The organism is Mycobacterium sp. BMJ-28 (assembly GCF_054404835.1).
Window position 1 is genome coordinate 622,388 of the sequence record NZ_CM136783.1, and the last position, 26,605, is coordinate 648,992.

A 26,605-nucleotide genomic window follows, 5' to 3' on the forward strand; every position below is an offset into this window, starting at 1 on the left:
ATGGTTGAGGAACAAGCTTCGGGAGCCGGCGAGCCGAAGCTGGGCCGCAGGCGTGCGTCGCGCGCGGCCGGCCCGGCGGGCGGTAAGCCCCTGAACGTGCCTGAAGCGATTGTGGTGAGCGCACCCACCGCGTCACGCACCGCAAAATCGAAGGTGACGGTGCTGCCGCGCCGGCAGCCCAACCGTGGCCGGGTGGCGCTGGTTTCCGCCGTGGCCGCGGTGGTTGCGGCGGCGGTGCTCGTGACGGTGGTGCTGGCGCTACTCACGCAGTACCGGCATGCGGAGGCCGCGACGGCGCGGCAGCAGCGCTTCGTCGACACCGGTGAGCAGACGGTGCTGAACATGTTCAGTTACAACCAGAACAACATCGACGAGAGCGTGAACCGGTTCGTCGACGGCACGAGCGGGCCGTTGCGGGACATGATGAGCCAGGGCAAGAACGTCGACAACTTGAAGGCCATCTTCCGCGATACCCAGGCCAGTTCCGAGGCCGTCGTCAGTGGGGCGGCGCTGGAGAAGATCGACGAGGTGGGGCGCAACGCCGCTGTCCTGGTGGCGGTGCGGGTCACCGTCACCGATATCGACGGGGTCAACAAGCCGTCGCAGGCCTACCGGATGCGGGTTGTGGTGCACGAGGACGACAACGGACACATGACCGGATACGACCTGAAGTACCCCGAGGGTGGCAACTGATGCGCGGCAAACTCATTGCACTCGTGGTGCTGGTGTTCGCACTGGGGTTGGTCGGCTTGTCCGCCGTCGGTGGCGCCCTGTACTGGGATCGGGTGCAGATGCGCGCCGTGCAGGCCGCCAGCTCAGATCTTCCGTCGCGGGCCACCGATGAGATACCCAAGATATTCGGCTACGACTACCAGACGGTGGAACGCACGCTGACCGAGGCGGCGACACTGCTGACGCCGGACTACCGGCGCGAGTTCGAGGACCGGGCAAACAAGGACATCATCCCGCAGGCGCGCGATCGGCAGGTGGTCAGCCAGGCACACGTCGTCGGGGCGGGAATGCTGGACGCGCAACGGGATTCGGCGTCGGTGCTGGTGTTCATGAATCGCACGGTCACCGACAAGTCCAAACAACCCGTCTACGACGGCAGCCGGCTTCGCGTCGACTATCAGAAGATCGACGGGAACTGGCTGATCAAGTACATCCAGCCGGTGTAGCCGGTCAGCTCTCGCGCGCTCCGGCCAGCGCGTCCAGGAACGAGCGCGCCCAGCGGTCCACGTCGTGGGCCAGCACCTGCCGGCGCATGGCTCGCATCCGGCGCTTGCCCTCGTCGGGCGTCTGGCCGAGCGCCTGCTCGATGGCTTCTTTCACCCCGTCGGTGTGGTGCGGATTGCACAGGTAGGCCTGGCGCAATTCGGCTGCGGCACCGGTGAATTCGGATAGCACCAGCGCCCCGCCCAGATCGCTGCGACACGCCACATATTCCTTGGCCACCAGGTTCATCCCGTCGCGCAACGGCGTGACGAGCATGATGTCGGCGGCGACGAAGAACGCGATGAGGTCATCCCGTGGCACCGGGCGGTGTACGTAGTGCACCACCGGCCGGCCGACTTCGCCGTACTCGCCGTTGATGTGCCCGACCTGACGCTCGATGTCCTCGCGCATCTCGATGTAGCTCTCCACCCGCTCCCGGCTGGGGGTGGCCAGTTGCACCAGCACGGTGTCGGTGCGGTCGGCGCGCTTCTCGGCGAGCAGTGCGGAGAACGCCCGCAGGCGCACATCGATGCCCTTGGTGTAGTCGAGCCGGTCGACGCCCAGCATGATCTTGCGTGGGCTGCCCAGCTCGGCGCGGATCTCCTTGGCGCGCTGGCGGATCCCGCGGTCACGCGCCTTGGTGTCGAGTTCGGCCGAGTCGATGGAGATCGGAAAGGCGCCAACCTTCACGGTCCGGAACCCGACCTGCACCTCGCCGAACCGGGACCGCACACCCACCGTCCCGCGTGAGGTGTTCGCCCCGACCAACCGGCGGGCCAGGATGAGGAAGTTCTGTGCGCCGCCGGGCAGGTGGAAACCCACCAGGTCCGCGCCCAGTAGGCCTTCGATGATCTCGGTACGCCAGGGCATCTGCATGAACAGCTCGACCGGGGGAAACGGGATGTGCAGGAAGAAGCCGATGGTGAGGTCGGGACGCAACATCCGCAACATCTTCGGGACCAGCTGCAGCTGGTAGTCCTGCACCCACACCGTGGCCCCGTGCGCCGCGGCTTTCGAGGTGGCCTCGGCGAACCGGCGGTTCACCTCGACGTAGCGGTCCCACCACTCGCGCCGATAGATGGGTTTGACGATGACGTCGTGATACAGCGGCCACAGGGTGGCGTTGGAGAATCCCTCGTAGTACTCAGCCACGTCCTCGGCGGACAACCGCACCGGGAACAGGTGCAGATCTTCCTGGACGATGGGTTCCTCGTCACCGTCGGGAACGCCCGGCCACCCGATCCAGGCGCCACGCTGTTTGCGCAGCAGCGGCTCCAGGGCGGTCACCAGACCGCCCGGGCTGCGCTTCCACGTGGTGGTGCCGTCGGGCAGTCGCACCTGGTCGACCGGTAGCCGGTTGGCTACCACGACGAAGTCCGAGGCGCCCGCGATGGGTTCGGAGTCGGTCAGTTTTCCGTCTCCGGATGCCACCTACGCCTCTTGCTTCGCCGGACCAATACCGAGCATGGCGAGAAACGTCCGGCACTCGTCGGCGTCGGTCGCATAGGCGGCCACCACTCGGCGCGCCTGGCTGGCGGTGTCGTCGGCGACCGGCTCGACTTCGCCGATTTCGGCGGTATCAGATTTTGCAGGCATCCCTCAACTCTAGGTGACGGGCCCGGCTCCGGTCACCAGCCACCGTTACGGGCTGGAGCTGACGCTGCTCTGGGGCTGTTCGAACTGCGGTGCATCCTCGGCCAGGCCGATGCACTCGCCCGAATTGTGGCCGGTGCAGGGGATGCCGTTGATGGCGGGCAGGTCGGGGTTGCCCGGAATCGCGCTGAATGGCGAGGCCGGGGAATTGGGCACGGTGTGCGGCAGGCAACTGCCGGTGAACATGTCTTCTTCCTCACCGGACGGGCAGGCGGACACCGTGATGTCGGCCGGGCCGGGAATCGCGAGGACGGCGACCAGCGGGGCGGCGGCCACCGCGGCCGTGAAAGCGCCCGCAAGGATCAGTCGCGGAACGGAAAACTCGAAGCTCGCCATCATCACGCTTTCTGTAGTTATTGACCTAGACGTCGGACAGATTCTAAGGAAGCTGAGAGTAATCTGCACAGGTTCCGCCAGTTGGCTGTCAACAGGGTCCGTACTGGTCCCCGCGGGTGCACACAAAAAACGGCCGGGACGCCCGTAGTGGGCACCCCGGCCGGGTGGGCGACAGCCGCTAGGGGCTGGAGCTCACGCTGGTGTGCGGCTGCACGAACTGCGGCTGATCCTCGGAAAGGCCGATGCACTGACCGGAGTTGCCGCCGGTGCACGGGACCCCGTCGACGCTGGGCAGGCCGTCGCCGTCGGGCGCGGTGTTTCCGAATTCGGGGGAGTTGGGCACCAGATCGGGTGAGCAGGACCCGGTGAAGGTGTCCTCGGTTTCTCCGCTGGGACACGCCGCCAGGGTGGGTCCCGAGGCGGGCGCCTCGACCGCGAATGCCACGAGGGCGGGTGCCGCGAAGACCGCCGCGGCGAAACCGCCGGCCAGGATCATTCGACGGGCGGGGAACGCGAAGGTCGCCATGGGCGTCACGCTTTCTGTGATTTGCTGACCGGATCTTCCGGACATCGAGGGTCCGGATGGGATGTGACCCCTGGGGCGAGTTTACGCTGACGAGAGCGAGAAAGTCCTGGCAAGAGCGCAAAAACTGGGGCGCCCGTGCCAAATCTGTGCATCGTCTGACCAATTGCTGTGCGATGACTGGCAGGCGAATTGCTGTACGCCGCCGGTGCGGCGTGGTTCTATGACGAGAACGTGTTTCAGTTTCTCGTCCATTCCAGGCCCAACCCAGTTGGAGGGATCGCGGGTGCAGCTTTCGTTGGCGGATCGAACGGTGCTGGTGACCGGCGGTGGCAGCGGTATCGGCAAGGGTGTTGCGGCCGCGGTGATTGCCAGCGGCGGCAACGCAATGCTGGTGGGCCGCAACGCCGATCGGCTTTCCGCGGTGGTCGAGGAGATCGCCGCCGCGGGCGGCGAGGGCCGCGTCCGCTATGAGCCCGCCGATGTCACCGACGAGGACGAGGTGGCCCGGGCGGTGGAAGCCGCCACGGCCTGGACCGGGCGACTACACGGCGTCGTGCACTGCGCCGGCGGATCGCTCACGATCGGCCCGCTGACCCAGGTGGATTCCGAGCTCTGGCGGCAGACGGTGGATCTCAACGTGAACGGCACCATGTACGTGCTCAAGCACAGCGCACGGGCGATGGTGCGCGGTGGCGGCGGATCGTTCGTCGGCATCTCGTCGATCGCATCGAGTAACACCCACCGGTGGTTCGCCGCCTACGGTCCGAGCAAGGCCGCACTCGACCATCTGCTGCAGCTGGCCGCCGACGAACTCGGCCCGTCGTGGGTCCGGGTGAACAGCATTCGTCCGGGATTGATCAGAACCGAGATGGTGGCGCCCATCCTGGATTCACCGGAGATCAGCGCCGATTACGCGAGTTGCACACCGCTGCCGCGGCCCGGCGAGGTGGACGACATCGCCAATGCGGCGATCTTTCTGCTCAGCGATGCGGCCGCGTGGATCACCGGCCAGCTGATCAACGTCGACGGCGGCCACTCACTGCGCCGGGGCCCGGACATGTCCGCGATGCTGGGGCCGGTGTTCGGACACGACGCCCTGCGCGGCGTCGTCGACTGATCAGGGCAGGTACTTGGGGCAGTACATCCGCAGCGAGGCGCCACCGAACTTGGTGGCCTGATCGTCGGAAAGCTCGGTCTGGTTCTTGATGTGGTACATCGCGTAGGACAGCGGTTTGCCGCGGAACAGCACATCGCAGGTGGAATGCGCCAGCCCGATGGCCTTGTCGTCGCTGCCCACCTTGATCTTGAGCTGGTCCAGCGCCTGCAGGAACTGCTGGTCGGTGCTGTCGTCGGCCGGCGCCGGAGCTGCCAGGGCGGTCATCGCGCCCGCGGCGAGGATCGCCGCGGCCACCGTGCGCTTGATCGTCATCAGTCGTCCCATTCCGTCGGCATCATCGGTCTGCAGTTTGCCTGCCGCGTAGGCGGGCTAACATCGTGGGGACTATCGCCGGTGGTGGCGCGGGCGTTACCGGCCGGCGTCGGTGCGCAGCGTCTCGGCTGCCCGATGGACCGCGTTCACGATGCCCTGATAGCCCGTACAGCGGCAGAAATTACCGGACAGGCCTTCGCGGATCTCGTCGTCGGTCGGTTCCGGGTTGTCCCGTAGCAGCGCCGTGATCGAGGTGACGAACCCCGGTGTGCAGAAACCACATTGCAGGCCGTGGCATTCACGCAGGGCGGCCTGTACCGGTGACAGCTGCCCGTCTGCGGCGGCGATGCCTTCGACGGTGGTCACCTCCTGACCGTCGGTCTGCACCGCGAACACCAGGCACGCGCGCACCGCCTGGCCGTCCAACAGCACGGTGCAGGCGCCGCAGGCACCGTGCTCGCAACCCAGATGGGTGCCGGTCAGCCCGCAGTCCTCGCGCAGGAAGTCGGCGAGGGTGACGCGCGGCTCCACCGTGCCTTGATAGCGCCGACCGTTGACCGAAATGCCAACCGGTAGTTCATGCATGGAGGGCCTCCGTGGTTGCCTCGGTCCAGGCCCGCGCGACCATCGCGGCGCCCACTCTGGTGCGGTAGGACGCCGATCCCTGCAGATCGGACGGGATGTCCTGCAGGTCCGACAGTGCCAGCCTGCCGAACTCCTCCGCGCTGATATCGCCCACCGGCCGGCCCGCCACCGCGGACTCGGCGGGGGTGCCGCGCAGTGGTGTCGAACCCAACCCGAGCAGCCCGACGGCGCAACGGGCGACGCGGTCGTCGCCATTCAGCTCGACGGCCACGGTGGCACCGGCGATCGCGAAATCGCCATGCCTGCGTGCGAATTCGTGAACCGAGAAACCACACCGGCCAGACCACACCGGAAACCGCACCGCGCTCAGCAATTCGTCGGCGGCCAGGGCGTTCTCCCACAGCCCGGTGAAGAAGTCGGCCGCCGCGATCCGGCGGTCGCCGCGCGCGGATACGGCGTCCATGGTGGCGTCCAGGGTCAGCGCCACCGCGGCGAACTCCGAGGCCGGGTCGGCATGGGCGACGGCACCGCCCAGGGTTCCCCTGGCGCGAATCTGGAAATGCCCGATATGCGGGGTGGCGAGTGTCAGCAGTGGTACGGACTCGGCGATCTCGTCGTCCATTCCGACCAGCGCGTGCGATGTGCCCGCGCCGACGACCACCTCGTCACCGGCCGGGTCGATGCCCCGCAACTCGTCGACCCGGGAGATGTCGACCAGATTCTCGAAGTGGGTCAGCCGCATGGCCAGCATCGGCACCAGGCTCTGCCCGCCGGCCAAGATCTTCACCTCATCGCCGAACTCGGCCAGCAGGGACACCGCCTCCTTGACGGAGTCGGCCCGGTGGTAGGCGAACGGGGCGGCTTTCACGACAGCAGCCGGGCCAACAGGGCCTGCAACTCGGCGGGCACGGTGGGCACGGTCTTGCGCTTGCGGCGACCGACCAGGAAGCCGACCGCACCTGCCACGGCCGCTGCACCCAGCAGCGGGCCGAATCGTTTGGCGACAGGTACGGCGATCACTTTCAGCAGATCCACCGAGTCGGCGGCGGGTTGCGCTGCCACGGCGGCGTTCTCGGCCGTCGGGGCCGACGTGGTGCGGGCGGCGTCGCCGAGCAGTTCGGCTTCCAGGCTGCGGGCGAACTGTTCGATCAGGTTGCTCGACACGTCGGCGAGCACGCCGCGGCCGAATTGAGCCGCCTTGCCCGAGATCGCCAGGTCGGTGGTGATCACCACGCTGGTGGCATCGCCTTCGTCTTTGAGTTGGGCGGTGACTGTGGCTGCCGCGGTGCCGTTGCCGCGGGTTTCCTTGCCTTCGGCGCGCAGTACGATGCGCTGCGCGGCCGCGTCCTTCTCCTGGTAGGTCGCAACACCCTTGTAGGACACGGTGATCGGGCCGACCTTGACCTTGACCGACCCGGTGAAGTCGTCACCGTCGACAGTGAGCAGAGTGGCGCCGGGCAGACAGGGCGCGACGCGCTCGACGTCGGTGAACACCTCCCAGGTCTGTGCCGCAGGCACGGCGACCCGGAATTCGTTGTGGAGTTCCACGCCTAGTGGTCCTTTCCTGAGGAGGCCGGTGCCTGCGCCTGTTCGATGAGTGCGACGATCGCCGCCGGGCTGGCGGGCAGTTGGGTGACGGTCACGCCGAGAGGCGCGAGCGCATCGTTGATCGCGTTGATGACCGCCGGCGGCGATCCGATGGCACCACCCTCGCCCGCCCCCTTGTATCCGCCGACACCGGGCCCGGGGATCTCGACGTGGCCGAACTCGATGGGTGGCACCTCGGTGGCGGTGGGCAGCAGGTAATCGACGAAGGTGGACGACAGCGGGTTGCCCGCCTCGTCGTAGGACAGTTGTTCCAGCAGCGCGCCGCCGATGCCCTGCACGGTGCCGCCGGCCACCTGGCCCTCCACCACATTCGGGTTGATCATCGGACCGACATCCTCGCTGACGATGTAGCGGGTCAGCGTGACATGGCCGGTCTCGATGTCGACCTCGCAGGTGCAGGCATGGGTTGCGTTGGCCCAGTGGATCATTGCCTGTGAATTGAACCGCGCGGTGGCCTCCAGGGTGGGGGAGGCGCCGGCCAGCATGATGGGTTCGTAGTGCGAGCGGTAGGCGATATCGGCGAAGCTGACACTCTTGGCAACCTGTCCCGCATCGTCGCGCACCATCGCGCGCGAGTCGGCGAGTTCGATGTCCTCGGCTGCGGCGCCGAGCATCTGGGCGGCGATCCCGACGATCTGCCCACGCAGGATGGCGCCTGCCTCATGCACCGCTCCCGCGGTCATCGGCGCACTGCGGCTGCCCTGGGTGCCCGCGCCGTAGGGAGTCACCGCGGTGTCGCCCTGGATGGTGGCCACATCGTCGATGTTGGCGCCCAGCGCATCCGCGGTGAGTTGCACGACGGTGGTCTCCAGGCTGTTCCCGCTGGACCCGCCGTTGACGTAGACGTTGATCCGGCCGGTGGACTCCATCCGGATGGTGGCGCCCTCGGTGGCCAGATGTCCGGTGGCCGCGCCGGTGGGCTCGATGTAGGCGGAGAAGCCCAATCCGATATAGCGGCCCTGCGCCAACGCTTCGGCCTGTTCCTTGCGGAAGCCTTCGTGGTCGAGAATCTTGACGGCCTGCTCGAAGGTGTCCGCCGGGGCGCAGTTGTCATACGGCATGCCGTTGGGGTTGAAGTACGGCATCTCGTCGCCGCGCAGGATGTTGATCCGGCGCAGCTCGACCGGATCCATCCCCATCGTGCGTGCCGCGACGTCGAGAAGCATTTCTCTGGTCAGGGTTTCGTACTGCCACGGGCCGCGGTAGGCGTGCAGGCCTGCGGTGTTGGAGAACACCGTCTTGTAATTGAAGCTGGCCTTGGGCACCCGGTACGGGCCGGGGAAGAACATCCCGATGGCCGCGGTGGTGAGCACCGGATACGGAGTCGGGTAGGCGCCGATGTCCTGCACGAAGTCGATATCGGCGGCCAGGATCTTGCCGTCGGCGTCGAAGGCCATCCGGACGGTGCCGTCGACGTGCCTGGACTGGCCGGCCGACATCAGGTTCTCGCGGCGATCCTCGATCCACTTGAGGGCCGTGCCCGATCGCGCGTTCGACGTCGCGGTGGCAACCCGGCGCGCGGCCAGCAGGATGGCCATGTCCTCGCGCATCGGGACGACCTTCTGGCCGAATCCGCCGCCGGTGTCACGCATGATCACCCGTACACCCTGAGCGGGGATGCCCAGCAGCCGCGCGGCGAAGGCGCGTAGTTCGTGGGGCGTCTGCGTGGATGCCCACACCGTGAGTTCGGATGTGCCGGAGGTCCATTCGACGACCATGCCGCGGGTTTCCATCGGGACCGGGACGTACATCTGCTGATAGATGTTCTCCCGCACGACAAATGCCGCATTGGCGAAGACCTCTTCGTCCGGTGGCACGCCACCCATGCCGCCCGCCACATTGTCGGGGTAGGCGTCGTGCACGCTCACACCGCAGTCCTGCGCCTTGCGGAAGTCGGCGATGGCGGGCAGCTGCTGGTAGTCGACGTCGACCAGGTCGACGGCATCCTCGGCCACCCGCCGGCTCTCGGCGATCACGATCGCCACGGGATCGCCGACGAACTTCACCTCGCCCTCGGCCAGGGGCGGCCGTGGGGTGTCGGCCACGTCTTTGCCTGCGACGGCGTGCCAGGCCTCGTGCACGCCGGGATTGATGTCCGTCGCGGTGAACACCGCATGCACGCCGGGCAGGGCCAGCGCGGCGGCGCTGTCGATGCCGGAGATGGTTGCGTGAGCGAACGGACTGCGCACGAAGCAGGCGTGCAGCATGCCGGGTCGCTGCACATCGTCGACGAAGGTGCCCTTGCCGGTCAGCAATCGGTTGTCCTCAACGCGTGGGACGCGGGTGCCTGCGTATCTGGTGGCGACGGTTCCCGTCACTGGGTGGCTCCTGTCCGACGATCACTTCCGCGGGTAAGTGGCGCTGATCACACCATTCGCGAGTGACGCTATCGTAACGCGAGAGCGGGCATTCCAAAAGAAGAGAGTGCCGTTACCGCATGTTCTCGCTGGTGACGGCCTGTTGATCGGCCAATTCGTGATGGATGCGTCCGTCGACTGCGGCCAGCGGGCGCCCGCCGCCGCCCCAGCGGCGGGCGATGATCTCGGCAACGATGGACACCGCCGTCTCCTCCGGCGTCCGCGCCCCCAGGTCCAGCCCGATCGGGCTGGACAGGCCGGCCAGGTCGGCGCCGGTCAGTCCGGCCTCGGCCAGCCGGCTGAGGCGATCGACGTGGGTGCGCCGGGATCCCATCGCCCCGATATAGCCCACCTGCGGCAGCCGCAGCGCCACGGCTAGTGCCGGCACGTCGAATTTGGGGTCATGGGTCAACACGCAGATGGCGGTGCGGCTGTCGATGGCGCCCAGCTCCTGTTGAGCCCGCAGATAGCGGTCCGGCCAGTCGACCACCACATCGTCGGCGCTGGGGAACCGGGCCGGCGTGGCGAAGACCGGCCTGGCGTCACAGACCGTCACGCGGTAACCGAGGAAGGTCGCCTGCTGGGACAGTGCCGCCGCGAAGTCGATGGCACCGATGATCAACATGCGCGGCCGCGGGGCGTAACTGGCGACGAACACCTCCATGCCGGTATCGGACTCGCCCGAGCTCTCATCCACGCGTTGCCCGTCGGGACCGTAGGACAGCACCGCGGTGCGCCCGGCCAGTAAGAGCCCGCGGGCATCATCGGCGACCGCGGCGTCGGCCCGTTCGGAGCCCAGCGTTCCGGCGCACCGATCGGGGTCCACACTCAGCCGCCGGCCCAGCCAGCGCCGGTCGGGGTGGGCGATCACCGTGGCGACCGCGACCGGGCGATGCGCGGCGATGGCCTCGGCCACCTCGCCGAGTTGGGGAAACGTGTTCTGTGACACCGGTTCTACGAAGACGTCGAGAATGCCGCCGCAGGTCAGGCCGACGGCGAAGGCATCGTCATCGCTGATCCCGTAGCGCTGCAGCTCCGGTGTTCCGGTGCCGACCACCTCGGTCGCCAGCTCGTACACCGCGCCCTCGACGCAGCCACCGGACACCGAGCCGGACACCGAGCCGTCCGGCGCGACGACCAGGGCCGCCCCGGCCGGGCGCGGGGCCGATCGGATCGTGCGCACCACAGTGGCCAAACCGGCGGTGCCGCCGGCCCGCCAGATGGCCATCAGGTTGTCGAGAACCTCGCGCACGTTGTGGAGTCTATGTGCGTCAGCGGTCATGATGGGGCATGCACAGATTGCTCGCCGCGATGACGTTGGTGCTGACAGCTGTGCTGCCCGGCTGCTCCACGGAGCCCAATTCGTTGTTCGACGCCGCCGGCTACCACATCCGGGACGGCACCGTCTACTATCTGAATGCGTTCCCGGGCAAGGCATTCCAGATCGATGACGCGGACGCCCGCACCTTCGAGGCGCTCGACGCGACGTACGGCCGCGACCACGGCGCGGTGTACCTGGACGGCCGTCGGCTGGCCCCGGCCGACCCGGCCACCTTCGACCTGCTGCCCCGCCCCGGTTATGCCCGCGACGGCGGCCACGTGTTCGTCCGCGACCGGGTGCTCAGCACCGATCCGGCTCACTTCGAGCTGCTCGACGGGGGGTTGTCCAGGGACAGTGCCGCGGTATACCGGGCCGACGGCAGCGTGCTGTCGCACGATTCGCGGCACTTCGAGATCGTCTCCGACGCCGATCACTACCTGTTCGGCAAGGACGGTGCCGCCGTCTATGTGAACGGCGACCAGATCCCGGGCGCCGATCCGCGCAGTTTCCGGGTACTCGGCGGCGCCTACGCCATCGATGCCGGCCGGGCTTACTACTTCAGCGAACCCATCGCCGGCGCCGACGGCGCGTCGCTGCACTACCTGCAGGATGCGTACGCGGCCGACGCCCGGCGGGCGTACTGGATGGGCAAGGAGATCCCCGGCGCGGATTCCGCCAGCTTCCGGGTTCTCAACGGTGCCTTCGAATGCTCGGCCGATGCCGGCCGCGCCTACTACCGGCAGCAGGTCATCGCCGGTGCCAACCCGCCCACATTCCCGGCAAATCGCCGGGTCAGCGGTTGTTCGGCGGACGACATCACCTTCGCAGACTGACGGCTGTGCCCCTAACCGGTACGCACCCAGAGGCAGTGCCCCGTCATGGTGATGTCGAAGAGGCTGGGCAGCACCTGAAGCGAAAGCTGCTGTCCCGGCCGGCCTTGCGCGGTGACGGGGGCGCCGACGACACCGGCGCTGATGACGGCATGCTGGGTGGCGGCGCACCGGGTCCCGGGGTCCAGGGGAGTCGCCGTCCAGGTGCCGGACAATAGATTCGGGTTGCGCAGGCCTTCGCCGTGCAGGGCGATGGCGGGCCCGAAGCTGACCCAGCGGTCGCTGGGATCGCCCGGTACCGTCACCGACTGCCACCGTTGGTCCCGACATACCAGCGGTAAGGACTGCCCGAACGGCAGCGTGGCGGCGTCGCCGAGATCCGCGGGGCAGGGCGTGTCCTGTTGCGGCGCAGCGGGATCCGCGGACGCGATTGCCGGAAAGGCGAACGCGGCGACGGTGAGCAGGGCGGAAAGGCGCAGCATGGCTACAGCTTGGTGAGGTCGGTCTTCATCAGCATGACGTTGTACTCGCTCCACAGCGACAGATTCCAGTACAGGTCCGTCCCGGTGCCGACCGTCGACGGTGACCACGGATGCAGCATCGGAGCGTAGATCCCGCCGTTCTGCTGCGACATCAGCACCGTCGGCGCCGACCAGGTTCCCTCCGGACTGTCCGAGGTGCGCATGATGATGTTGTTGAACTGGTCGGCATGCAGCACCACGTACTTGTTCAACGTCTGGTTGTACTGCACCGACATCTCGCTGACCTGGTTGCCGGGCTTGGCGATTCCGCACGCCCCCTTCTCCTGGCCGAACACGGGGCTGGCCTTGGACGGATCGTTCTTGTACCAGCCGGCGGCGTAGGCACCGATGCCGAAGATGCCACCCTTACTGCCCTTGCTGTAGAACTCGTACTTGGTGGCGTCCAGGATGTCCTTCTCCAGCACCCGGGACACATAGGCCGAACCCTGCCGGCCGTTCGGGGTGCCGTAGGAGTACACGTAGCCATCGCCGGGCCGGACCAGCGCGGCCTGCTGGAACCGTGCGTTGCCACCGAAGTTGGTGCGCACGCTCTTGGGCGAGATGTACCAGTTCTCGCCGTTGTCCTCGGAATAGGCGATCGCCGAATAGTTGGTGGTCCACTGCCCCGCGGCGCCCCATTGCTTGACCGACATGAAGCTGAGGTACTGCGTCGCACCGTATTTGGTGCCCGGCGTGGGCACCGAGATACCGGCCGTCGGGATCAGCGTCACACCACCGGGCAGGCCGGACGGCAACCGTTCGGGCAGGATGATCTGCCGGGCATAGGTTTCGCCCCACAGCGGCGACCCGCCGAACATGTTGCCGTTGAGCCACTGCCCGTCCGGGATGCTCATCCCGTTGGACAGGGTGGTGTCCGAACTGCGGAACAGCGTGTTCAGCCGCCACGTGCCGGTCATGTTGGGGCCACCGAAGGTATCACCGAAGGCGATGAGGACCTGGTGCTCGTTGATCGGGGTGGTCGGGTCGTCGGCAATGCCGTTGTCCCACATGGTGCCGACGTCGGTGCCCCAGATGCCGAACCGGTTGAAGGTGTCGTTCGGGGCGTAGTTTCCGGTCACCCAGTCGACGAAGCTGGTCGACGGACTGAGTTGCTGCCCCGGGGTGGGGAAGCCGGGCCTCGGGTTCACCGCGGCCGCGGCCAGCGCGAGGCTGGTGGTGTCGACGGCGACCCCGCCGGTGGCGGCGGCACTGCGTGGCTTGACCGCCGTCAGCAGGTTCTCCACTTCACGGCGGGCGAACGCCAGCAGCGTCCACCCCAGCACCGGCTGGGCCGGCGAGTTGGGCGCGAAGCTCAAGGCCCAGTCGAGCACGCCGGACACGGTTTTGAGCACGGCCGTGACCGGCTTGCGCAGCACGGCCGGGATCGGAACGGGAGTGCGGGGGGTCGGGGCCGCGGTCTGAGCGGCGGCGATGTTCAGCGCGTTGGCGAACACGGCGACCGACGCGGCGGGCTGCACGGTGGAGGATATGGCCGCGGTCGGAGCCGCCGGAGTCTTCGCCGCGACGGGGGCCGGGGCCGGGTCGGCGGCCGTCGTGCCGACGGTGGCCTTGGCGGTTTTGCCGGTCTTGTTCTCGGCGGTGCGCGCCGTCTTCTTCGGCTTGACCGGCTTCTCGGTGTCCGGCTCCGAGGTCTTGGTGTCGGGTTTGGTACCGGTCTTGGGTTCGGATTCCGCGGTGCCGACGGGCTCGGTGGAGGTGGCCTTCCCGTCAGCGGGATCGGTGGTCTTGGGGTCGGCGGGTTTGGGATCCGCAGGCTTGGGGTCGGTGGCCTTGGGCTCGGTGCTGTTCTTGGTGCCGGTCGAGGAAGACGAGGTGTCCGACGAGCCGGTGTCATCGGCCGACGCGACGCCGTGGCCCGTCGCGATCGCGGTGCCCACTCCCAGCACGACGGCCAAGCCGCCGACCCGACCGATATAGGCTGCTGCACCCATCCCTGCGTCCTCCGTCAATCGCTCGGGGCACCCGTCGGTGCGATCCCCTCAATAGTCGCTGCGCAGACCGCGTTTGTTACATCAATCACTCAAACCGGCTTCGCGAAGTGCGTCCTCATAAAGGCCGATCGCTTCGTCGATGCCGGCATCCACCCAGGCGTCCACCGCCGCCACCCGGTCGGCGACCAGCTGTACCTGGTTGATCCAGGTTTCGAAGCCGGCGTCGCGGCGCAGGGCGTCGATCTGCACGGTGCTGCCCTGGATCAGGAAGAACCCACCCAACTCGACGCTCTGCGGGCGCAGGATGACGGTGTCGAACCGCTCGATTTGCCCGTCCCGAACCGCCTCTTGCAGGTAGTCGCGGGACTTCTTGAGCAGGTCCAGGGCGTTGGTTTCGCGTCCCCGCGCCGGCAGGCCCCATGCCACCCAGAATCCGGCCTCGGCCATGATCGTCCTCCTCATCTGACGCCGAAATCGGCGCGCGGTGCTGCCTCACGCCGACCTTAGACTGGACCGCATGACCGCACCGTTGCACGTCGATCCGGCGGCGTTACACGCCGCGGCGGCGGCACAGTCCGGGGTCGCGCAGACGGTGGCGGACCTCGACGTCGGCGGGGTGCTCGCCGGTGCCGCCGCCGCGTTGGCCGATCTGCGCTCCGGCTCGGCCTGCCGGTCGGCGGCCGAGTCGCTTGGCCGCGCCGCCTCGACCGTGTACGGCGAATTGGTCACCTACGCAAGCAATTTGACGGTCGCCGCGACCTCCTACCGGCAGGCCGATGAGGAACTCGGCGCCCGACTCGGTGACGCGGTCGGCTGACCGGCTCAGCGGCCGACCCGGTAGCGGATATGGGTGGCCCACGGTGATGCCGCGGATTCCAGCTGGGTGAGCTCGGCGGTGGTGGTGGCATCGAAGATGCGTTCGCCGCGCCCGAGCAGGACCGGGATGATGTCCAGGGTCAGCTCGTCGAGTTCGCCGGCGGCCAATGCCTGGCGCACCGCCGATGCGCCGCCCGCGATGTCGACATCACCGTCGCCGGCCGCCCGGGCCTGAGCCAGCGCCTCGCCGATTCCGCCGGTGACGAAGTGGAAGGTGGTACCACCGGCCATCTCGATCGGCCCGTGCGGGAAGTGGGTGAGCACGAAGACCGGTGCGTGATAGGGAGGTTCGTCGCCCCACCAGCCGCGCCACGGCTCGTCGGTGGACCAATCGCCGCGGATGGGCCCGAACATGTTGCGTCCCATCACATAGGCGCCCCGCGGCCGCAGCAACCGCGCCGTCCATTCGGCGTCCACCTGGTGACCGGGCAGCTCGGCGTCGAAATGCCATTGGTGCAACCCCATCCCGCCGCGCCCGATCGGGTCGTCGCGGGACTGGTCGGGGCCGGCCACGAAGCCGTCCAGGGATATCGACATGTGCGCGGTCGTGAAGGTCATACCGGTCAGACCCGGTGCGGGCCGAGAAATCATCGAGGGGCTTGCTTCCTTGTTTCGATCGAGGCCCAAAGACCCTACCCATGAAGCCTCTTCAGGACTGGAATCACACCATGACCAGCACCCTCAGCACTCCTGCCGCCTCCGGTACCACCAATTTCATGCGCGCCGCTGTCGTCACCGGCTTCGGCGAGCCGCTGCAGGTGCAGAATCTCGACCTGCCCACCCCCGGTTACGGGGAGGTGCTGGTCAAACTCGAAACATCCGGCGTATGCCACACAGATTTGCATGCTGCACATGGTGATTGGCCGGTCAAGCCGACACCTCCATTCGTGCCCGGACACGAGGGATGCGGCACCGTCATCGCGCTGGGCGACGGCGTCGACGACCTGAAAGTCGGCGACAAGGTCGGAAATGCCTGGTTGTGGTCGGCATGCGGCCGCTGCGAATACTGCCGTACCGGGTGGGAAACCCTCTGCGAAAGCCAGCGCAACGGTGGCTACACCGTAAACGGCAGCTTCGGCTCCTTCATGCTGGTCGACGCCGCCTACGCGGCGCGCATCCCCGAGGGCTCCGACCCGCTCGAGGTGGCACCCATTCTGTGCGCGGGCGTCACCGTCTACAAAGGCCTCAAGGTCACCGATACTCGGCCCGGACAGTGGGTGGCCATCTCGGGCATCGGGGGGCTCGGCCACATCGCGGTGCAATACGCGCGCGCGATGGGCCTGCGGGTGGTCGCGGTGGATATCGACGACACCAAGCTCGCCCTGGCCACCCGCCTCGGTGCGGAAGTCGCCGTCAACGCCCGCACCGCAGACGTCGTCGCCGAGGTGCAGAAGGCTACCGGCGGGGTACACGGAGTGCTGGTCACCGCGGTGCACCCGCAAGCCTTCGGGCAGGCGATCGGGCTGGCGCGCCGGGGCGGCACCATCGTGTTCAACGGGCTGCCCCCAGGCGAGTTCCCGGCACCGATCTTCGACATCGTCCTCAAGGGGCTGACCATCCGCGGATCGATTGTCGGCACCCGCCAGGACATGACCGAAGCGTTGGACTTCTACGCCCGCGGCCTGATCCACCCGACCGTGCACAGTGCGCGACTGGAGGACATCAACGTCATATTCACCCGGATGGAGTCCGGTCAGATCGACGGTCGGGTTGTCATCGACTACCGCTAGTACGACTTGCCGTCGGCGTAGCGTTGCCGGCGGAAGCTGCGGCCGTTCCCGCGGTTGCGGCTTTTGTAGGTCGGCAACTGCGAGTCGCAGTTGGGGCAGATGAGTCTCAGGTTCTCGCGCCGGTTGTTGTCCGGGTTGCCGTCGATGTGGTCCAGCACGAGAACCAAGTGCTGCCCGTGCCAGGTGGTGGAGCCGCCGCAGATGGCGCAGCAGCCCAATTGCTCCGCGGCGACGTGCTCGCGGATGTAGTGACCTCGCAGGGATCCTGCCCTTCCCTGGCCGGATTGCAACCAGAGATTCGTTCGTACCGCACGTCGAGACGAAATCTGACATGGATTGCTGCAGTAGAGTTTTTGACTGCGCCGTGTGAGTTCAATACCGCAACCGAGACAGACTCGCATGGCTCGAAATTACGGGCAGGCACCGACAAGTCGGACGCAGCGTGGAGCCCCCGGTCAGGATTGAACTGACGACCTTTCGCTTACAAGGCGAGTGCTCTACCACTGAGCTACGGAGGCAGTGGAACGTCGTACAGCTTAGCGGTCCTCGTCGATCACGCGCTCGGACACCACGGCGCGCGGCCCGGTGTTGCTGCGGCGGTTGCGTTGGCGCGGCAGTGGGATGCGCCCGGCGATATTGCTCAGGGGGTTGACCACCTGGCTGAGCGTGATGACGGCCTCGTGCAGCGCGTCGATGGTCGGCGCCAGCGCTTCCAATCCGGGGGTCAGCCGGTTCAGGGTGTCGGCGACATCGGCCAGCTTGAGCAACGGTCCGTCCGGATCGGTCAGGGTGTCCAGCAGTCCGCCCTCGGCCAGCAGCCGGTCGGCCACCCCTTCCTCGCGCAGCACCCGCTCGATCAGCCCGTCGTCGGCGAGCAGTTGATCGGCCAGGCCGCCGGGTGCGATGAGGCGAGAGAGTGCGCCGCTGTCGGTGGTGAGCCGGTCGATCAGGCCGCCCTCGGCCGTCACCTGCTCGACCAGTCCGCCAGGGGCCAGGGCCCGGCCCACCGGGCCGTTCTCGGACAGCAGCTGGTCGGCGACGCCGTCCGCGCGCAGGGCCCGTTCGACCACACCCTCCTCGGCGAGCAGCCGGTCGGCCAGGCCGCCCGGCTCGATCACCCGGGACACCACGCCGCCACTGGCGGTGAGCCGGTCCATCAGTCCGCCTTCGGCGGTGAGCTGATCGATGAGTCCGTCCTTGGCCAGAGCGCGGGCCACCGGGCCGTTCTCCGCGGTGAGCCGGTCCATCAGGCCGCCCGGCGCGGTGAGCTGGTCCACCAATCCGCCCTGGCGAAGTAACTGGTTGACGGGGCCCTCGGGAGCCAGGGCGCGGCCCAGCGGGGCGTCATCGTCCATCAGGCGGGCGAGCCGGTTGGCCCGCTCGACGGCATCGTCGAGGCCGAGCATGCCGGCGAACGAGGTCGCGCCGCTCGGCGAAGTGGGGTCGTTCAGCGAACGCTGCACCGTCTTGAGCGTCCCGCCGGCAATGCTCAAACCCAGGTCGGCAACGGCCAGTCCGAGCCGGACAGGGGCCGTGGCAAACTGCACAACGGTGTTGCCGAGCTTCATGGCGCCAGTCTAGGTGGGTGCACAGGGCGGGTCGGGGGGTTTACCCTCACATCAGACTCCCAGGTTCACAGGAATCTCACAGTGGGTATGCAGGATCAGTCCAAACGGTAGGTGGACAGTAGTTGTATGGCTATGGCGGCGGTACCTGAGAGCATTCCTGAAGCGCGGATCCTGGTGGTGGACGACGAGCTGAACATCGTCGAGCTGCTCTCGGTGAGTTTGAAGTTCCAGGGTTTCGAGGTGCATACCGCCTCCAACGGACCGGCCGCCCTGGACAAGGCCCGTGAGATCAAACCCGACGCGGTGATCCTGGACGTGATGATGCCCGGCATGGATGGCTTCGGTGTGCTGCGCAGGCTGCGCGCCGACGGGATCGACGCGCCGGCCCTGTTCCTGACCGCCCGCGACACCTTGCAGGACAAGATCGCCGGCCTCACCCTCGGCGGCGACGACTACGTCACCAAGCCGTTCAGTCTGGAAGAAGTGGTGGCCCGGTTGCGGGTCATCCTGCGCCGCACCGGCCGCGGTATCGAAGAGCCCCGCAACGCCCGGTTGACCTTCGCCGACATCGAACTCGACGAGGACACCCACGAGGTGTGGAAGGCCGGCGAGCCGGTCTCGCTGTCGCCCACCGAGTTCACCCTGCTGCGTTACTTCATCATCAACGCCGGCACCGTGCTGTCCAAGCCCAAGATCCTCGACCACGTGTGGCGCTACGACTTCGGCGGTGACGTCAACGTCGTCGAGTCCTATGTGTCCTACCTGCGCCGCAAGATCGACACCGGCGAGAAGCGGCTGCTGCACACCCTGCGCGGTGTCGGTTACGTGCTGCGCGAACCGCGTTGATGCCCGAATGACCGGACGGCCGGGCCATCCCGGCCAACAATGAGTACATGACCGAACAACGCCGGCGCGGCGTACCGCTGCGGGTCGGCCTTGTCGCGGCCACCCTGGTGCTGGTGGCGTGCGGTCTGCTCGCTTCCGGGCTGGCCGTCACCTCGATCATGTCGCACACCGAGGTCGACCGGATCGACCAGACCCTGCTGGACGCCTCGCGCAGCTGGGCGCAGGCACCCCGGCGGACACCTACCCAGCCCACCGAGGATCCCAACCCCGCCCGGCCGCCGTCGAACTTCTACGTCCGCGGTATCGGCCCGGACGGCCACATCTGGATGGCGGTCAACGACCGCGACGCCGAACCGGATCTGCCCGATGACAACAACGTCGGCCCGGTGCCGGTGACGCTCGGATCGGTCGACGGGTCCAGGGTGGAATGGCGCGCGATGACGGTGCGCGGCCCGCATGGCGAATTGACCACCGTCGCCATCGACCTGTCCGAGGTGCAGTCCACCGTCCGCTCGCTGATCTACGCCCAGGTGGGGATCGGCTTGGCGGTGCTGCTGGTGCTCGGGGTGGCCGGTTTCGCCGTGGTGCACCGTAGCCTGCGCCCGTTGGTGGAGGTCGAACAGACTGCGGCTGCGATCGCCGCAGGAGAGCTGGAACGCCGTGTGCCGCAACGTGATCCGCGCACCGAGGTGGGACGGTTGTCGCTCGCGCTGAACGGCATGCTGGCGCAGATCCAGCGTGCGGTGGCATCCTCGGACGCCTCGGCCGAACAGGCCCGCGGGTCCGAGGAGAGAATGCGGCGCTTCATCACCGACGCCAGCCACGAACTGCGCACCCCGCTGACCACCATCCGCGGCTACGCCGAGCTCTACCGCCAGGGCGCAGCCCGGGATGTGGACATGCTGATGGGCCGGATCGAGAGCGAGGCCCGCAGGATGGGCCTGCTCGTCGAGGACCTGCTGCTGCTGGCCCGCCTGGACGTGCAGCGGCCGCTGGAACGGCACCGGGTGGATCTGCTGGCGCTGGCCAGCGACGCCGTGCACGACGCGCAGTCGGTGGCCCCGGCCCGCCGCATCCGGATGGAGGTGTTCGACGGGCCGGGCACCCCCGAGGTGCTGGGCGACGAGGCCAGGCTGCGTCAGGTGCTGAGCAATCTGGTGGCCAACGCCCTGCAGCACACCCCGGAGTCGGCGGGCATCACCGTCCGGGTCGGTACCGACGCCGACCACGCGGTGGTCGAGGTCTGCGACGAGGGGCCCGGGATGAGCAGCGAGGATGCGCAGCGGGTGTTCGAACGGTTCTACCGCGCCGACTCCTCACGCACCCGCGCCAGCGGCGGCACCGGACTCGGCCTGTCCATCGTCGACTCGCTGGTCTATGCGCACGGCGGGACGGTCTCGGTGCGCACCGCGCCCGGCCATGGTTGTGAGTTCAGGGTGAACCTGCCGCGGATCGCGGACGCGGTGACATCCGATACCGGAGCCGCCCCGGCGGCGACATTGGATGGGGCAGCCGCCCCGGCGGCTTCCGGTACAGCTCAGGTGAGCTGAGCCAGCGCCGCTTTGATCTTGGCCTGCGCTTCGTCGAGTGACTCCGCGGACGGGTTGCGGTCGACGTTGGCGAAACCGAAATCACTGAGGTCGCGGGCCGGGAACACGTGCACGTGCAGGTGCGGCACCTCCAGCCCGGCGATGATGACGCCGGCGCGCTCGGCGTCGAAAGCCTTGGTCACCGCCTTGCCGATGAGCTGCGTCACCGACATCACCTTGCCGAACACGGCCGGATCCAGGTCCTGCCAGTTGTCCAGCTCGGCCCGCGGCACCACCAGGGTGTGTCCTTGTGTCATCGGCTCGATGGTCAGGAACGCCACCACCTCGTCGTCCTCGTAGACGAAACGGCCGGGCAGATCCCCGTTGATGATCATGGTGAAGACGGTCGCCATGGGTACCGAGCATAGTCAGCGACCAGCAAGCTCCCAGGGCGGCGTCAGTGCGGTGGCAGCTTGTTACCCGAGTGTGAACGACATGACCGAGCTGGCTGGTGCCCGGGCGGACCGGGGCCCGTACCCGGCCGCGCGGGAGACCCCCGTTCTGGACATCGTCATCCCGGTCTACAACGAGGAACGGGATCTTCCGGGCAGCGTGACCCGGCTGCACCGATACCTCGCCGAACAGGTGCCCTATGCCACCCGGATCACCGTGGCGGACAACGCAAGTACCGATTCCACGCTGGAGGTGGCGCAGCGGCTGGCCGCCGAGCTGCCCGGTGTCGAGGTGCTCCATCTGGACCGCAAGGGCCGCGGCGGGGCGCTGTACACGGCGTGGATGGCCTCGCCGGCCACGGTGGTGGCCTATATGGATGTCGACCTGTCGACCGATCTGTCGGCACTGATGCCGCTGGTGGCGCCGCTGCTCTCCGGGCATTCCGATGTGGCCATCGGCTCGCGGCTGGCGGCCTCGGCCCGGGTGACACGTGGTCCCAAACGCGAATTCATCTCGCGCTCATACAACTTCATCCTCCGTGGTGCGCTCGGTGCACAGTTCTCCGATGCCCAGTGCGGGTTCAAGGCGGTACGCGCCGACGTGGCACGTCAACTCTTGCCGCTGGTCGCCGACACCGGGTGGTTCTTCGACACCGAACTGCTGGTGATCGCCGAGCGGGCCGGGCTGCGCATCCACGAGGTTCCCGTGGACTGGGTGGACGACCCGGACTCGCGCGTCGACATCGTGGCGACCGCGATAGACGATCTCAAGGGCTGCTGGCGAGTGGGCCGCGCACTGGCGACCGGTGCGCTGCCGCTGCGCGAACTGCAAGCCAGTCTGGGCCGTGAACCGACGGTCTCCGGTGTGCCGGCCGGGCTGGTCGGGCAGCTGGCCCGGTTCTGCATCGTCGGGGTGATCAGCACCGTCGTCTACGCCCTGCTGTTCATCCTGTTGCACGCGGCGATGGGGGCCCAGGCGGCCAACCTCACGGCGTTGTTGCTCACCGCGATCGGCAATACCGCGGCCAACCGCGCGTTCACCTTCGGCATTCGGGGCCGCGCCGGGGTGGCCCGCCACCAGGCCAGCGGCTTGCTGGTCTTCCTGTTCGGGCTGGCCATCACCAGTGGATCGCTACTGGTGCTGCACCACTTCGGGTTGACCCGGGACAAGGCCGTCGAACTGTCGGTGCTGGTGCTGGCGAATCTGGTGGCCACCTTGGTGCGGTTCGTCGCGCTGCGCCAGGTGTTCGGGGTGCACCGGCACTAGCCGGCCTAGAGGATCGCGTCGGCGAGCCGGTCGAGCTGCTCGACCCCGGCGGTCGTCGGATGGAACAGCAGCCGATCGAACCCGAGGTCCCGATACCGTCGGACCGTGTCACGGGCGTCGTCGGGCGAGCTGACCATGTCGTCGACGTTCACCTGCGCGTACTCCGGGTTGAACCCGTAATACCTTGCCAGGTGGTTCTTTCCGGCGGCGATCGCCTGCTCGGGTCCGAGCCCGAAGTTCACCGATGCCTGCAGATATGGGTTGCCTGCCCGGCCGGCGCCGGCCCAGCCGGAGCGAATGCGCTGGACCAGTTCGGTCTGGACGTCATAGTGGCGGACAGCGCCGGCGGCCCAGCCGTCGCCGACGGTCGTCACCCGCCGGACCGTGGCGGACGACCGCCCGCCGAACAGCAAGGGAACCGATACGGGTGTGCACAACGCAGCATCGCCGTCGCCGGTCCAGAGTCGGCGCATCCGCTCGACCTGCTCGTCGAGGATCTTCCCTCGGCGGTCGAAGTCCGTTCCGGTGCTTGCATAGTCGTCGGCCCTGTTGCCCACACCCAGGCCGACGACAAGTCGTCCGCCGGATATCTGCGCCACACCGGCTATCTGCTTGGCCAGCGGCACCACCGGATACACCGGGGCGAGAAGGACATTCGCCACCAGCGCCACATCGGTGGTGGCGCCGGCCGCGGCGGCCAGTGCAATGAGCGAGTCGAGACCCGGGTAGCACAGCCGGTCGATCGTGGTGACGGATTCGAATCCGCGTTCCTCGGCGCGGCGCGCCCACTCTGTGATGCCCGTACCCGCCACCCCGGCAATGTGGTTCGGCAACCCGATTCCCAGTTTCACAGGACGTCCTTCGCTTCGATGGTGGAGTTGACGGCGGCAAGTGTCGCGTCGTATCGGCCCTCTCGTTGCGCATGACGCAGCGTTCGGGCGGCCTCGACGACGATTTCGGTCGCATCGGGGTGTGCGGCGAGCGTGGTCAGCACCTCGGTCACGAACGCCTCCGCATCGACCGAATCCGTGTGCGCCGGTCCGTGCATCTCGGTCGCGACACGGGGTGGTGCAATCTCGATGAGTTGGATGCCGCTGTGGCGCAGAAGGATACGGATGGCGTCGGTATAGGCATGCAGACCGGCTTTGGTTGCGCTGTAGGTCGGCGCGATGGCCAACGGCACGAACGCCAGCGCTGAGGTGACATTGACGACCACGGCATCCGGTCTGTTTTGCAGACCGGGCACCAGCAGCGAAGTCAGGGTGATCGGCCCGAGCAGATTGGTCGCGACGACCGAGGCCGACGTCGCCGGATCCGGCGCGGCGGGATTCTCCAGGGCCATCACGCCGGCATTGTTGATCAGCACGTTCAGGTCGGGCCGGCGGTGCTCGAGCATCGCGACGAAACGCCGGATGCACTCGGTGTCGGCGAGGTCAAGAGCATGCCATTGGATACCCGGGTAATCCTGTGCGAGGGCGTGCAGCGGCGCGGTGCGGCGGCCGGCAACCAGTACCTGATTGCCGCGGCGGTGCAGGGCGATGGCCAGGGCCCGCCCGATCCCGGTGCCGCCACCGGTGATGAGGACGGTGTTGCCGGTCAGATGCATGTCCTCAGCATCGACCGTTGGGGCTCGCGCAACCAGAAATCGGCGCCAAAGTGGCAAAAACAGGCTCTCGGCAAGCAAGGTACGTAGTGTTATCAACATCATGGAGCTTCTGGACGGTCATATTCTGCACGCGCTGCAGATTGCGCCGCGGGCACCGTTCCGGCGGATCGCCGAGGTCATCGGCGCCGGCGAGCAGACGGTCGCCCGGCGTTATCGGGCGCTGCGCCGCGACGGCGTCCTGCGGGTGGTCGGAGTGGTGAACCCGAGGGTCTACGGCGAGTGCCAGTGGATCGTGCGGGTGCACGCCAAACCGGACAACGTACCCAAGCTGGCCGAGGCCCTGGTTCGTTGGCCCGAGGTGACGCACGCCAATGTGCTGTCCGGTGGTACCGAGCTGATCTGTGTTGTCCGTGCGCCGATCGGTGATACCGGCGACGGCTTGCTGCACCGGTTGCCCCGCACGTCTGCGGTTCTCGATGTCCGAGTGAACTTGGTGCTCAAGGTTTTCGGACAGGCATCCGGTGGTCACTGGACCGGTCACGGCCGCCCTCTCGGTGAGGAGCAGATCGCCGCGTTGCAGCCGTCGCAGACCGCACGCCCGAATCGACCTGGCGCACCGTCCCCCGATGACCAACGGCTGCTCGACGCACTGGCCGATGACGGGCGTATCTCCGACAGTGCGTTGGCCGCACTCACCGGATGGTCACCGGCGCGGGTCAAGCGCCGGTTGGCAGCACTACAGGACTCCGACACCCTGTCCTACGACCTCGATGTGCTGCCCGAACGGCTCGGGTTCACGCTCAACGCCACCATTTGGATCTCGACCCCACCACGGCATCTCACCGCGACGGCCGAACAGATCGTGGTGCACGACGAGGTGGCCTCGGTCGTCGCGATCAGTGGCTCGGCCAACCTGATGGTCGTGGTGATATGTCGCGACGTCGAGCATTTCTATCGCTACCTGGCCGAGCGACTGGCCACCGTCGACCATATCCTGGCCTATGACGTCAGCATCCGTAGCAAGCGTCTCAAGCAGGTCGGTTCGCTGATTGCGCACGGCCGGTTGATCCGCGCCGGTTAACCGCCGATCAGCGCGTGCACGTCCGCGATCGCATAGGGCGAGGTGTCCTTGTGGTCTCGATATCCGATGAAACCCGGTGTGGGCTTGGCGAATTCACCTACGAAGCCGCCGGCGGCAATGAAGACCCGCCCCGTGACGTCCTTGGCCAGATCGCTGGCCAGGTAGCCGTAGGTGGGGGCCACGTATTCCGGCGCGGCGGCGTCCAGCGCACCATGGGCGCTGGCATCGTCGAGCAGGCCGCGCCTGTTCAGCTCGGCGATGTGCCGCTCGTAGTCCGAACCTTCGGACAGCCGGGTGCGTGCTCCCGGGCAGACCACGTTGGCGCGCACCCCATGCTCTTTCAGCTCCGCGGCGATGGCCAGGGTCAGGCCGTTGACGCCGCCCTTACCCGCCGGATATCCGGTGCCGCCGTAGTCGCCGAGGAAGGCGAAGGAACTGGTGTTGACGATCGCGCCGCCACCTTGGCGCACCATATGAGGCGCCGCCGCCCGGCATGTCTCGAAGGTCGTCAGCAGGTGTGCGTCGAGCATGTCGCGAAATTGTGCCGAGCTGACGTTGAGGATCGACGATCCGGCGGGCTCGGCTGTACCGGCGCAATTGACCAGGATGTCCAGCCGCCCGTGCGCCGCCACACACGCGTCGATCAGATTGTCGGCCACCTGCGGGTCGGCAGGTGTACCGGCGATGCCGATACCCGACACACGTTGTGCCGCAGCCGTGGTGGCTACTTCGTCGCGGCCGTTGACCACGACCGCGGCGCCGTTGGCGGCCAGGAGTTCGGCGACGGCGAGCCCGATCCCGCGGGTGCCGCCGACCACGACCGCGGCGCGGCCGGCCAGCAGCTCGCTAATCGGTCTTCGCCTCGGTGAACTCCATGGCGTCCATGTTCCAGTAGCCGCGCAGGTTGGTGATCAGGCCGGCGTCGTCCACCCGGTAGGTGAACACACCGCGCACACTGGCCACGAAGCCGTTCGGGAACTCGGTGCGCAACACCAGGATGTAGGCGATCTCGGTCGGCGAGCTGGACGGAAACCTCGCCTCGCAGGTGACGGTCAGCTTGTTCGGCCCGATATTGGTGTCGTAGAACGCCGCCAGCGCTTCCTTGCCGCGCACCCCGGTACCGCCGGGATTGGTGAGTGCGTCCCCGATCGGGTCCTCCACCAGGACGTCGTCGGCCATCAGGGCCAGCCAGCCCTCGCGGTCACCGGATTGCACACAGCGCCAAGAGGACTGGGATGCGGTCACGACGGGTGATTCAGACATGGTGCTCCTTGAATTCGCCGAAACGGTATTCCGGCAGGTGTCTACTCGAACTTT

The 26,605-nt window shown here is 67.6% G+C and carries 31 protein-coding genes and 1 tRNA gene; 10 read left to right on the plus strand and 22 right to left on the minus strand.

Going from position 1 to position 26,605, the window contains the following annotated elements; translation table 11 throughout:
* The gene (locus tag ACXPWS_RS03065) at positions 1-693 is read left to right on the plus strand and encodes a mammalian cell entry protein (protein WP_458711025.1); all 693 of its coding nucleotides are present in this window, start codon (positions 1-3) and stop codon (positions 691-693) included.
* On the plus strand, positions 693-1,178 hold the full coding sequence (locus ACXPWS_RS03070) for a mammalian cell entry protein (RefSeq protein ID WP_458711026.1): 486 nt from the start codon (positions 693-695) through the stop codon (positions 1,176-1,178). The genes ACXPWS_RS03065 and ACXPWS_RS03070 overlap by 1 nt, the downstream gene beginning before the upstream one ends.
* A gap of 4 nt (positions 1,179-1,182) precedes the next feature.
* Here ACXPWS_RS03070 and ACXPWS_RS03075 read toward each other — a convergent pair whose 3' ends face one another.
* The 4 genes from ACXPWS_RS03075 to ACXPWS_RS03090 all read right to left on the minus strand — a co-directional run bounded on the left by ACXPWS_RS03075 (position 1,183) and on the right by ACXPWS_RS03090 (position 3,730).
* Positions 1,183-2,646 carry an alpha,alpha-trehalose-phosphate synthase (UDP-forming) gene (locus tag ACXPWS_RS03075; protein WP_458711027.1) on the minus strand — a complete coding sequence of 488 codons (1,464 nt, stop codon included), beginning with the start codon at positions 2,644-2,646 and terminating at the stop codon, positions 1,183-1,185.
* A complete protein-coding gene (locus ACXPWS_RS03080; protein WP_458711028.1) occupies positions 2,647-2,811 on the minus strand; it encodes a hypothetical protein in 165 nt (54 codons plus the stop codon).
* Positions 2,812-2,856: 45 nt separating this feature from the next.
* Positions 2,857-3,204, minus strand: coding sequence for an intersectin-EH binding protein Ibp1 (locus ACXPWS_RS03085; protein ID WP_458711029.1), 348 nt, complete (start codon positions 3,202-3,204; stop codon positions 2,857-2,859).
* Between the two features lie 178 nt (positions 3,205-3,382).
* A complete protein-coding gene (locus ACXPWS_RS03090) occupies positions 3,383-3,730 on the minus strand; it encodes an intersectin-EH binding protein Ibp1 (RefSeq protein WP_458711030.1) in 348 nt (115 codons plus the stop codon).
* Between the two features lie 283 nt (positions 3,731-4,013).
* Between ACXPWS_RS03090 and ACXPWS_RS03095 the strand changes: the two genes are divergently transcribed.
* The gene (locus tag ACXPWS_RS03095; protein WP_458711031.1) at positions 4,014-4,847 is read left to right on the plus strand and encodes an SDR family oxidoreductase; all 834 of its coding nucleotides are present in this window, start codon (positions 4,014-4,016) and stop codon (positions 4,845-4,847) included.
* Here the strand turns inward: ACXPWS_RS03095 and ACXPWS_RS03100 are convergent, their stop codons facing one another.
* From ACXPWS_RS03100 to ACXPWS_RS03125, 6 genes are all read right to left on the minus strand, one after another.
* A complete protein-coding gene (locus tag ACXPWS_RS03100) occupies positions 4,848-5,159 on the minus strand; it encodes a DUF732 domain-containing protein (RefSeq protein WP_458711032.1) in 312 nt (103 codons plus the stop codon).
* Positions 5,160-5,255: 96 nt separating this feature from the next.
* A complete protein-coding gene (locus ACXPWS_RS03105; RefSeq protein ID WP_458711033.1) occupies positions 5,256-5,744 on the minus strand; it encodes a (2Fe-2S)-binding protein in 489 nt (162 codons plus the stop codon).
* Positions 5,737-6,612, minus strand: coding sequence for an FAD binding domain-containing protein (locus tag ACXPWS_RS03110; protein ID WP_458711034.1), 876 nt, complete (start codon positions 6,610-6,612; stop codon positions 5,737-5,739). Before ACXPWS_RS03110 ends, ACXPWS_RS03105 begins: the two co-directional genes overlap by 8 nt.
* Positions 6,609-7,292 (minus strand): SRPBCC family protein, encoded by a 684-nt coding sequence (locus tag ACXPWS_RS03115; protein ID WP_458711035.1) that lies wholly within the window; start codon positions 7,290-7,292, stop codon positions 6,609-6,611. The genes ACXPWS_RS03110 and ACXPWS_RS03115 overlap by 4 nt, the downstream gene beginning before the upstream one ends.
* A gap of 2 nt (positions 7,293-7,294) precedes the next feature.
* Positions 7,295-9,670, minus strand: a complete 2,376-nt coding sequence (locus ACXPWS_RS03120; RefSeq protein ID WP_458711036.1) for a xanthine dehydrogenase family protein molybdopterin-binding subunit — start codon at positions 9,668-9,670, stop codon at positions 7,295-7,297.
* A gap of 112 nt (positions 9,671-9,782) precedes the next feature.
* Positions 9,783-10,961, minus strand: coding sequence for an XdhC family protein (locus ACXPWS_RS03125; RefSeq protein ID WP_458711037.1), 1,179 nt, complete (start codon positions 10,959-10,961; stop codon positions 9,783-9,785).
* 38 nt (positions 10,962-10,999) lie between these two features.
* Between ACXPWS_RS03125 and ACXPWS_RS03130 the strand changes: the two genes are divergently transcribed.
* Entirely contained in the window at positions 11,000-11,863 is an 864-nt protein-coding gene (locus tag ACXPWS_RS03130; protein ID WP_458711038.1) for a DKNYY domain-containing protein, read from the plus strand.
* An 11-nt stretch (positions 11,864-11,874) separates the two neighbouring features.
* Here the strand turns inward: ACXPWS_RS03130 and ACXPWS_RS03135 are convergent, their stop codons facing one another.
* The 3 genes from ACXPWS_RS03135 to ACXPWS_RS03145 form a co-directional block, all read right to left on the minus strand.
* Complete coding sequence (locus ACXPWS_RS03135; protein ID WP_458711039.1) at positions 11,875-12,342, minus strand: hypothetical protein; 468 nt, start codon at positions 12,340-12,342, stop codon at positions 11,875-11,877.
* A gap of 2 nt (positions 12,343-12,344) precedes the next feature.
* Positions 12,345-14,333, minus strand: a complete 1,989-nt coding sequence (locus tag ACXPWS_RS03140) for a DUF4185 domain-containing protein (RefSeq protein WP_458711040.1) — start codon at positions 14,331-14,333, stop codon at positions 12,345-12,347.
* 81 nt (positions 14,334-14,414) lie between these two features.
* Positions 14,415-14,780: a hypothetical protein gene (locus tag ACXPWS_RS03145; protein WP_458711041.1), complete on the minus strand. Its 366-nt coding sequence runs from the start codon at positions 14,778-14,780 to the stop codon at positions 14,415-14,417.
* A 70-nt stretch (positions 14,781-14,850) separates the two neighbouring features.
* Here ACXPWS_RS03145 and ACXPWS_RS03150 point away from each other — a divergent pair, with 70 nt between their 5' ends.
* Positions 14,851-15,150 (plus strand): type VII secretion target, encoded by a 300-nt coding sequence (locus ACXPWS_RS03150; RefSeq protein ID WP_458711042.1) that lies wholly within the window; start codon positions 14,851-14,853, stop codon positions 15,148-15,150.
* 5 nt (positions 15,151-15,155) lie between these two features.
* Here ACXPWS_RS03150 and ACXPWS_RS03155 read toward each other — a convergent pair whose 3' ends face one another.
* Positions 15,156-15,767, minus strand: coding sequence for a dihydrofolate reductase family protein (locus tag ACXPWS_RS03155; RefSeq protein ID WP_458711043.1), 612 nt, complete (start codon positions 15,765-15,767; stop codon positions 15,156-15,158).
* Between the two features lie 110 nt (positions 15,768-15,877).
* Here ACXPWS_RS03155 and adhP point away from each other — a divergent pair, with 110 nt between their 5' ends.
* Positions 15,878-16,939: an alcohol dehydrogenase AdhP gene (adhP, locus tag ACXPWS_RS03160; RefSeq protein ID WP_458711044.1), complete on the plus strand. Its 1,062-nt coding sequence runs from the start codon at positions 15,878-15,880 to the stop codon at positions 16,937-16,939.
* On the opposite strand, the gene ACXPWS_RS03165 is transcribed toward adhP, so the two are convergent.
* The 3 genes from ACXPWS_RS03165 to ACXPWS_RS03175 all read right to left on the minus strand — a co-directional run bounded on the left by ACXPWS_RS03165 (position 16,936) and on the right by ACXPWS_RS03175 (position 18,507).
* Positions 16,936-17,340: an HNH endonuclease gene (locus tag ACXPWS_RS03165; RefSeq protein WP_458711045.1), complete on the minus strand. Its 405-nt coding sequence runs from the start codon at positions 17,338-17,340 to the stop codon at positions 16,936-16,938. The genes adhP and ACXPWS_RS03165 overlap by 4 nt on opposite strands.
* Before the next feature lie 42 nt (positions 17,341-17,382).
* Positions 17,383-17,457 (minus strand) — tRNA-Thr (locus ACXPWS_RS03170).
* Positions 17,458-17,475: 18 nt separating this feature from the next.
* On the minus strand, positions 17,476-18,507 hold the full coding sequence (locus tag ACXPWS_RS03175) for a hypothetical protein (protein WP_458711046.1): 1,032 nt from the start codon (positions 18,505-18,507) through the stop codon (positions 17,476-17,478).
* Positions 18,508-18,633: 126 nt separating this feature from the next.
* On the opposite strand from ACXPWS_RS03175, the gene ACXPWS_RS03180 reads away from it, so the two are divergent.
* Positions 18,634-19,353: a response regulator transcription factor gene (locus tag ACXPWS_RS03180; RefSeq protein ID WP_458711047.1), complete on the plus strand. Its 720-nt coding sequence runs from the start codon at positions 18,634-18,636 to the stop codon at positions 19,351-19,353.
* Between the two features lie 47 nt (positions 19,354-19,400).
* Positions 19,401-20,903, plus strand: coding sequence for a sensor histidine kinase (locus tag ACXPWS_RS03185; protein ID WP_458711048.1), 1,503 nt, complete (start codon positions 19,401-19,403; stop codon positions 20,901-20,903).
* Here ACXPWS_RS03185 and ACXPWS_RS03190 read toward each other — a convergent pair.
* Positions 20,891-21,295, minus strand: coding sequence for an HIT family protein (locus ACXPWS_RS03190; protein ID WP_458711049.1), 405 nt, complete (start codon positions 21,293-21,295; stop codon positions 20,891-20,893). The genes ACXPWS_RS03185 and ACXPWS_RS03190 overlap by 13 nt on opposite strands.
* An 82-nt stretch (positions 21,296-21,377) precedes the next feature.
* Here ACXPWS_RS03190 and ACXPWS_RS03195 point away from each other — a divergent pair, with 82 nt between their 5' ends.
* Positions 21,378-22,601 (plus strand): glycosyltransferase, encoded by a 1,224-nt coding sequence (locus ACXPWS_RS03195; protein WP_458711050.1) that lies wholly within the window; start codon positions 21,378-21,380, stop codon positions 22,599-22,601.
* Positions 22,602-22,606: 5 nt separating this feature from the next.
* Here the strand turns inward: ACXPWS_RS03195 and ACXPWS_RS03200 are convergent, their stop codons facing one another.
* Both ACXPWS_RS03200 and ACXPWS_RS03205 read right to left on the minus strand, forming a co-directional pair.
* Positions 22,607-23,452, minus strand: coding sequence for an LLM class flavin-dependent oxidoreductase (locus ACXPWS_RS03200; RefSeq protein ID WP_458711051.1), 846 nt, complete (start codon positions 23,450-23,452; stop codon positions 22,607-22,609).
* Positions 23,449-24,285 carry an SDR family oxidoreductase gene (locus ACXPWS_RS03205; RefSeq protein WP_458711052.1) on the minus strand — a complete coding sequence of 279 codons (837 nt, stop codon included), beginning with the start codon at positions 24,283-24,285 and terminating at the stop codon, positions 23,449-23,451. Before ACXPWS_RS03205 ends, ACXPWS_RS03200 begins: the two co-directional genes overlap by 4 nt.
* 22 nt (positions 24,286-24,307) lie before the next feature.
* Here ACXPWS_RS03205 and ACXPWS_RS03210 point away from each other — a divergent pair, with 22 nt between their 5' ends.
* Positions 24,308-25,288: an Lrp/AsnC family transcriptional regulator gene (locus ACXPWS_RS03210; RefSeq protein WP_458711053.1), complete on the plus strand. Its 981-nt coding sequence runs from the start codon at positions 24,308-24,310 to the stop codon at positions 25,286-25,288.
* On the opposite strand, the gene ACXPWS_RS03215 is transcribed toward ACXPWS_RS03210, so the two are convergent.
* Both ACXPWS_RS03215 and ACXPWS_RS03220 read right to left on the minus strand, forming a co-directional pair.
* Positions 25,285-26,106, minus strand: a complete 822-nt coding sequence (locus tag ACXPWS_RS03215) for an SDR family NAD(P)-dependent oxidoreductase (protein ID WP_458711054.1) — start codon at positions 26,104-26,106, stop codon at positions 25,285-25,287. The two genes, ACXPWS_RS03210 and ACXPWS_RS03215, sit on opposite strands and share 4 nt — an antisense overlap.
* Before the next feature lie 28 nt (positions 26,107-26,134).
* Positions 26,135-26,551 carry a nuclear transport factor 2 family protein gene (locus ACXPWS_RS03220; RefSeq protein ID WP_458711055.1) on the minus strand — a complete coding sequence of 139 codons (417 nt, stop codon included), beginning with the start codon at positions 26,549-26,551 and terminating at the stop codon, positions 26,135-26,137.
* Between the last annotated feature and the right edge of the window lie 54 nt (positions 26,552-26,605).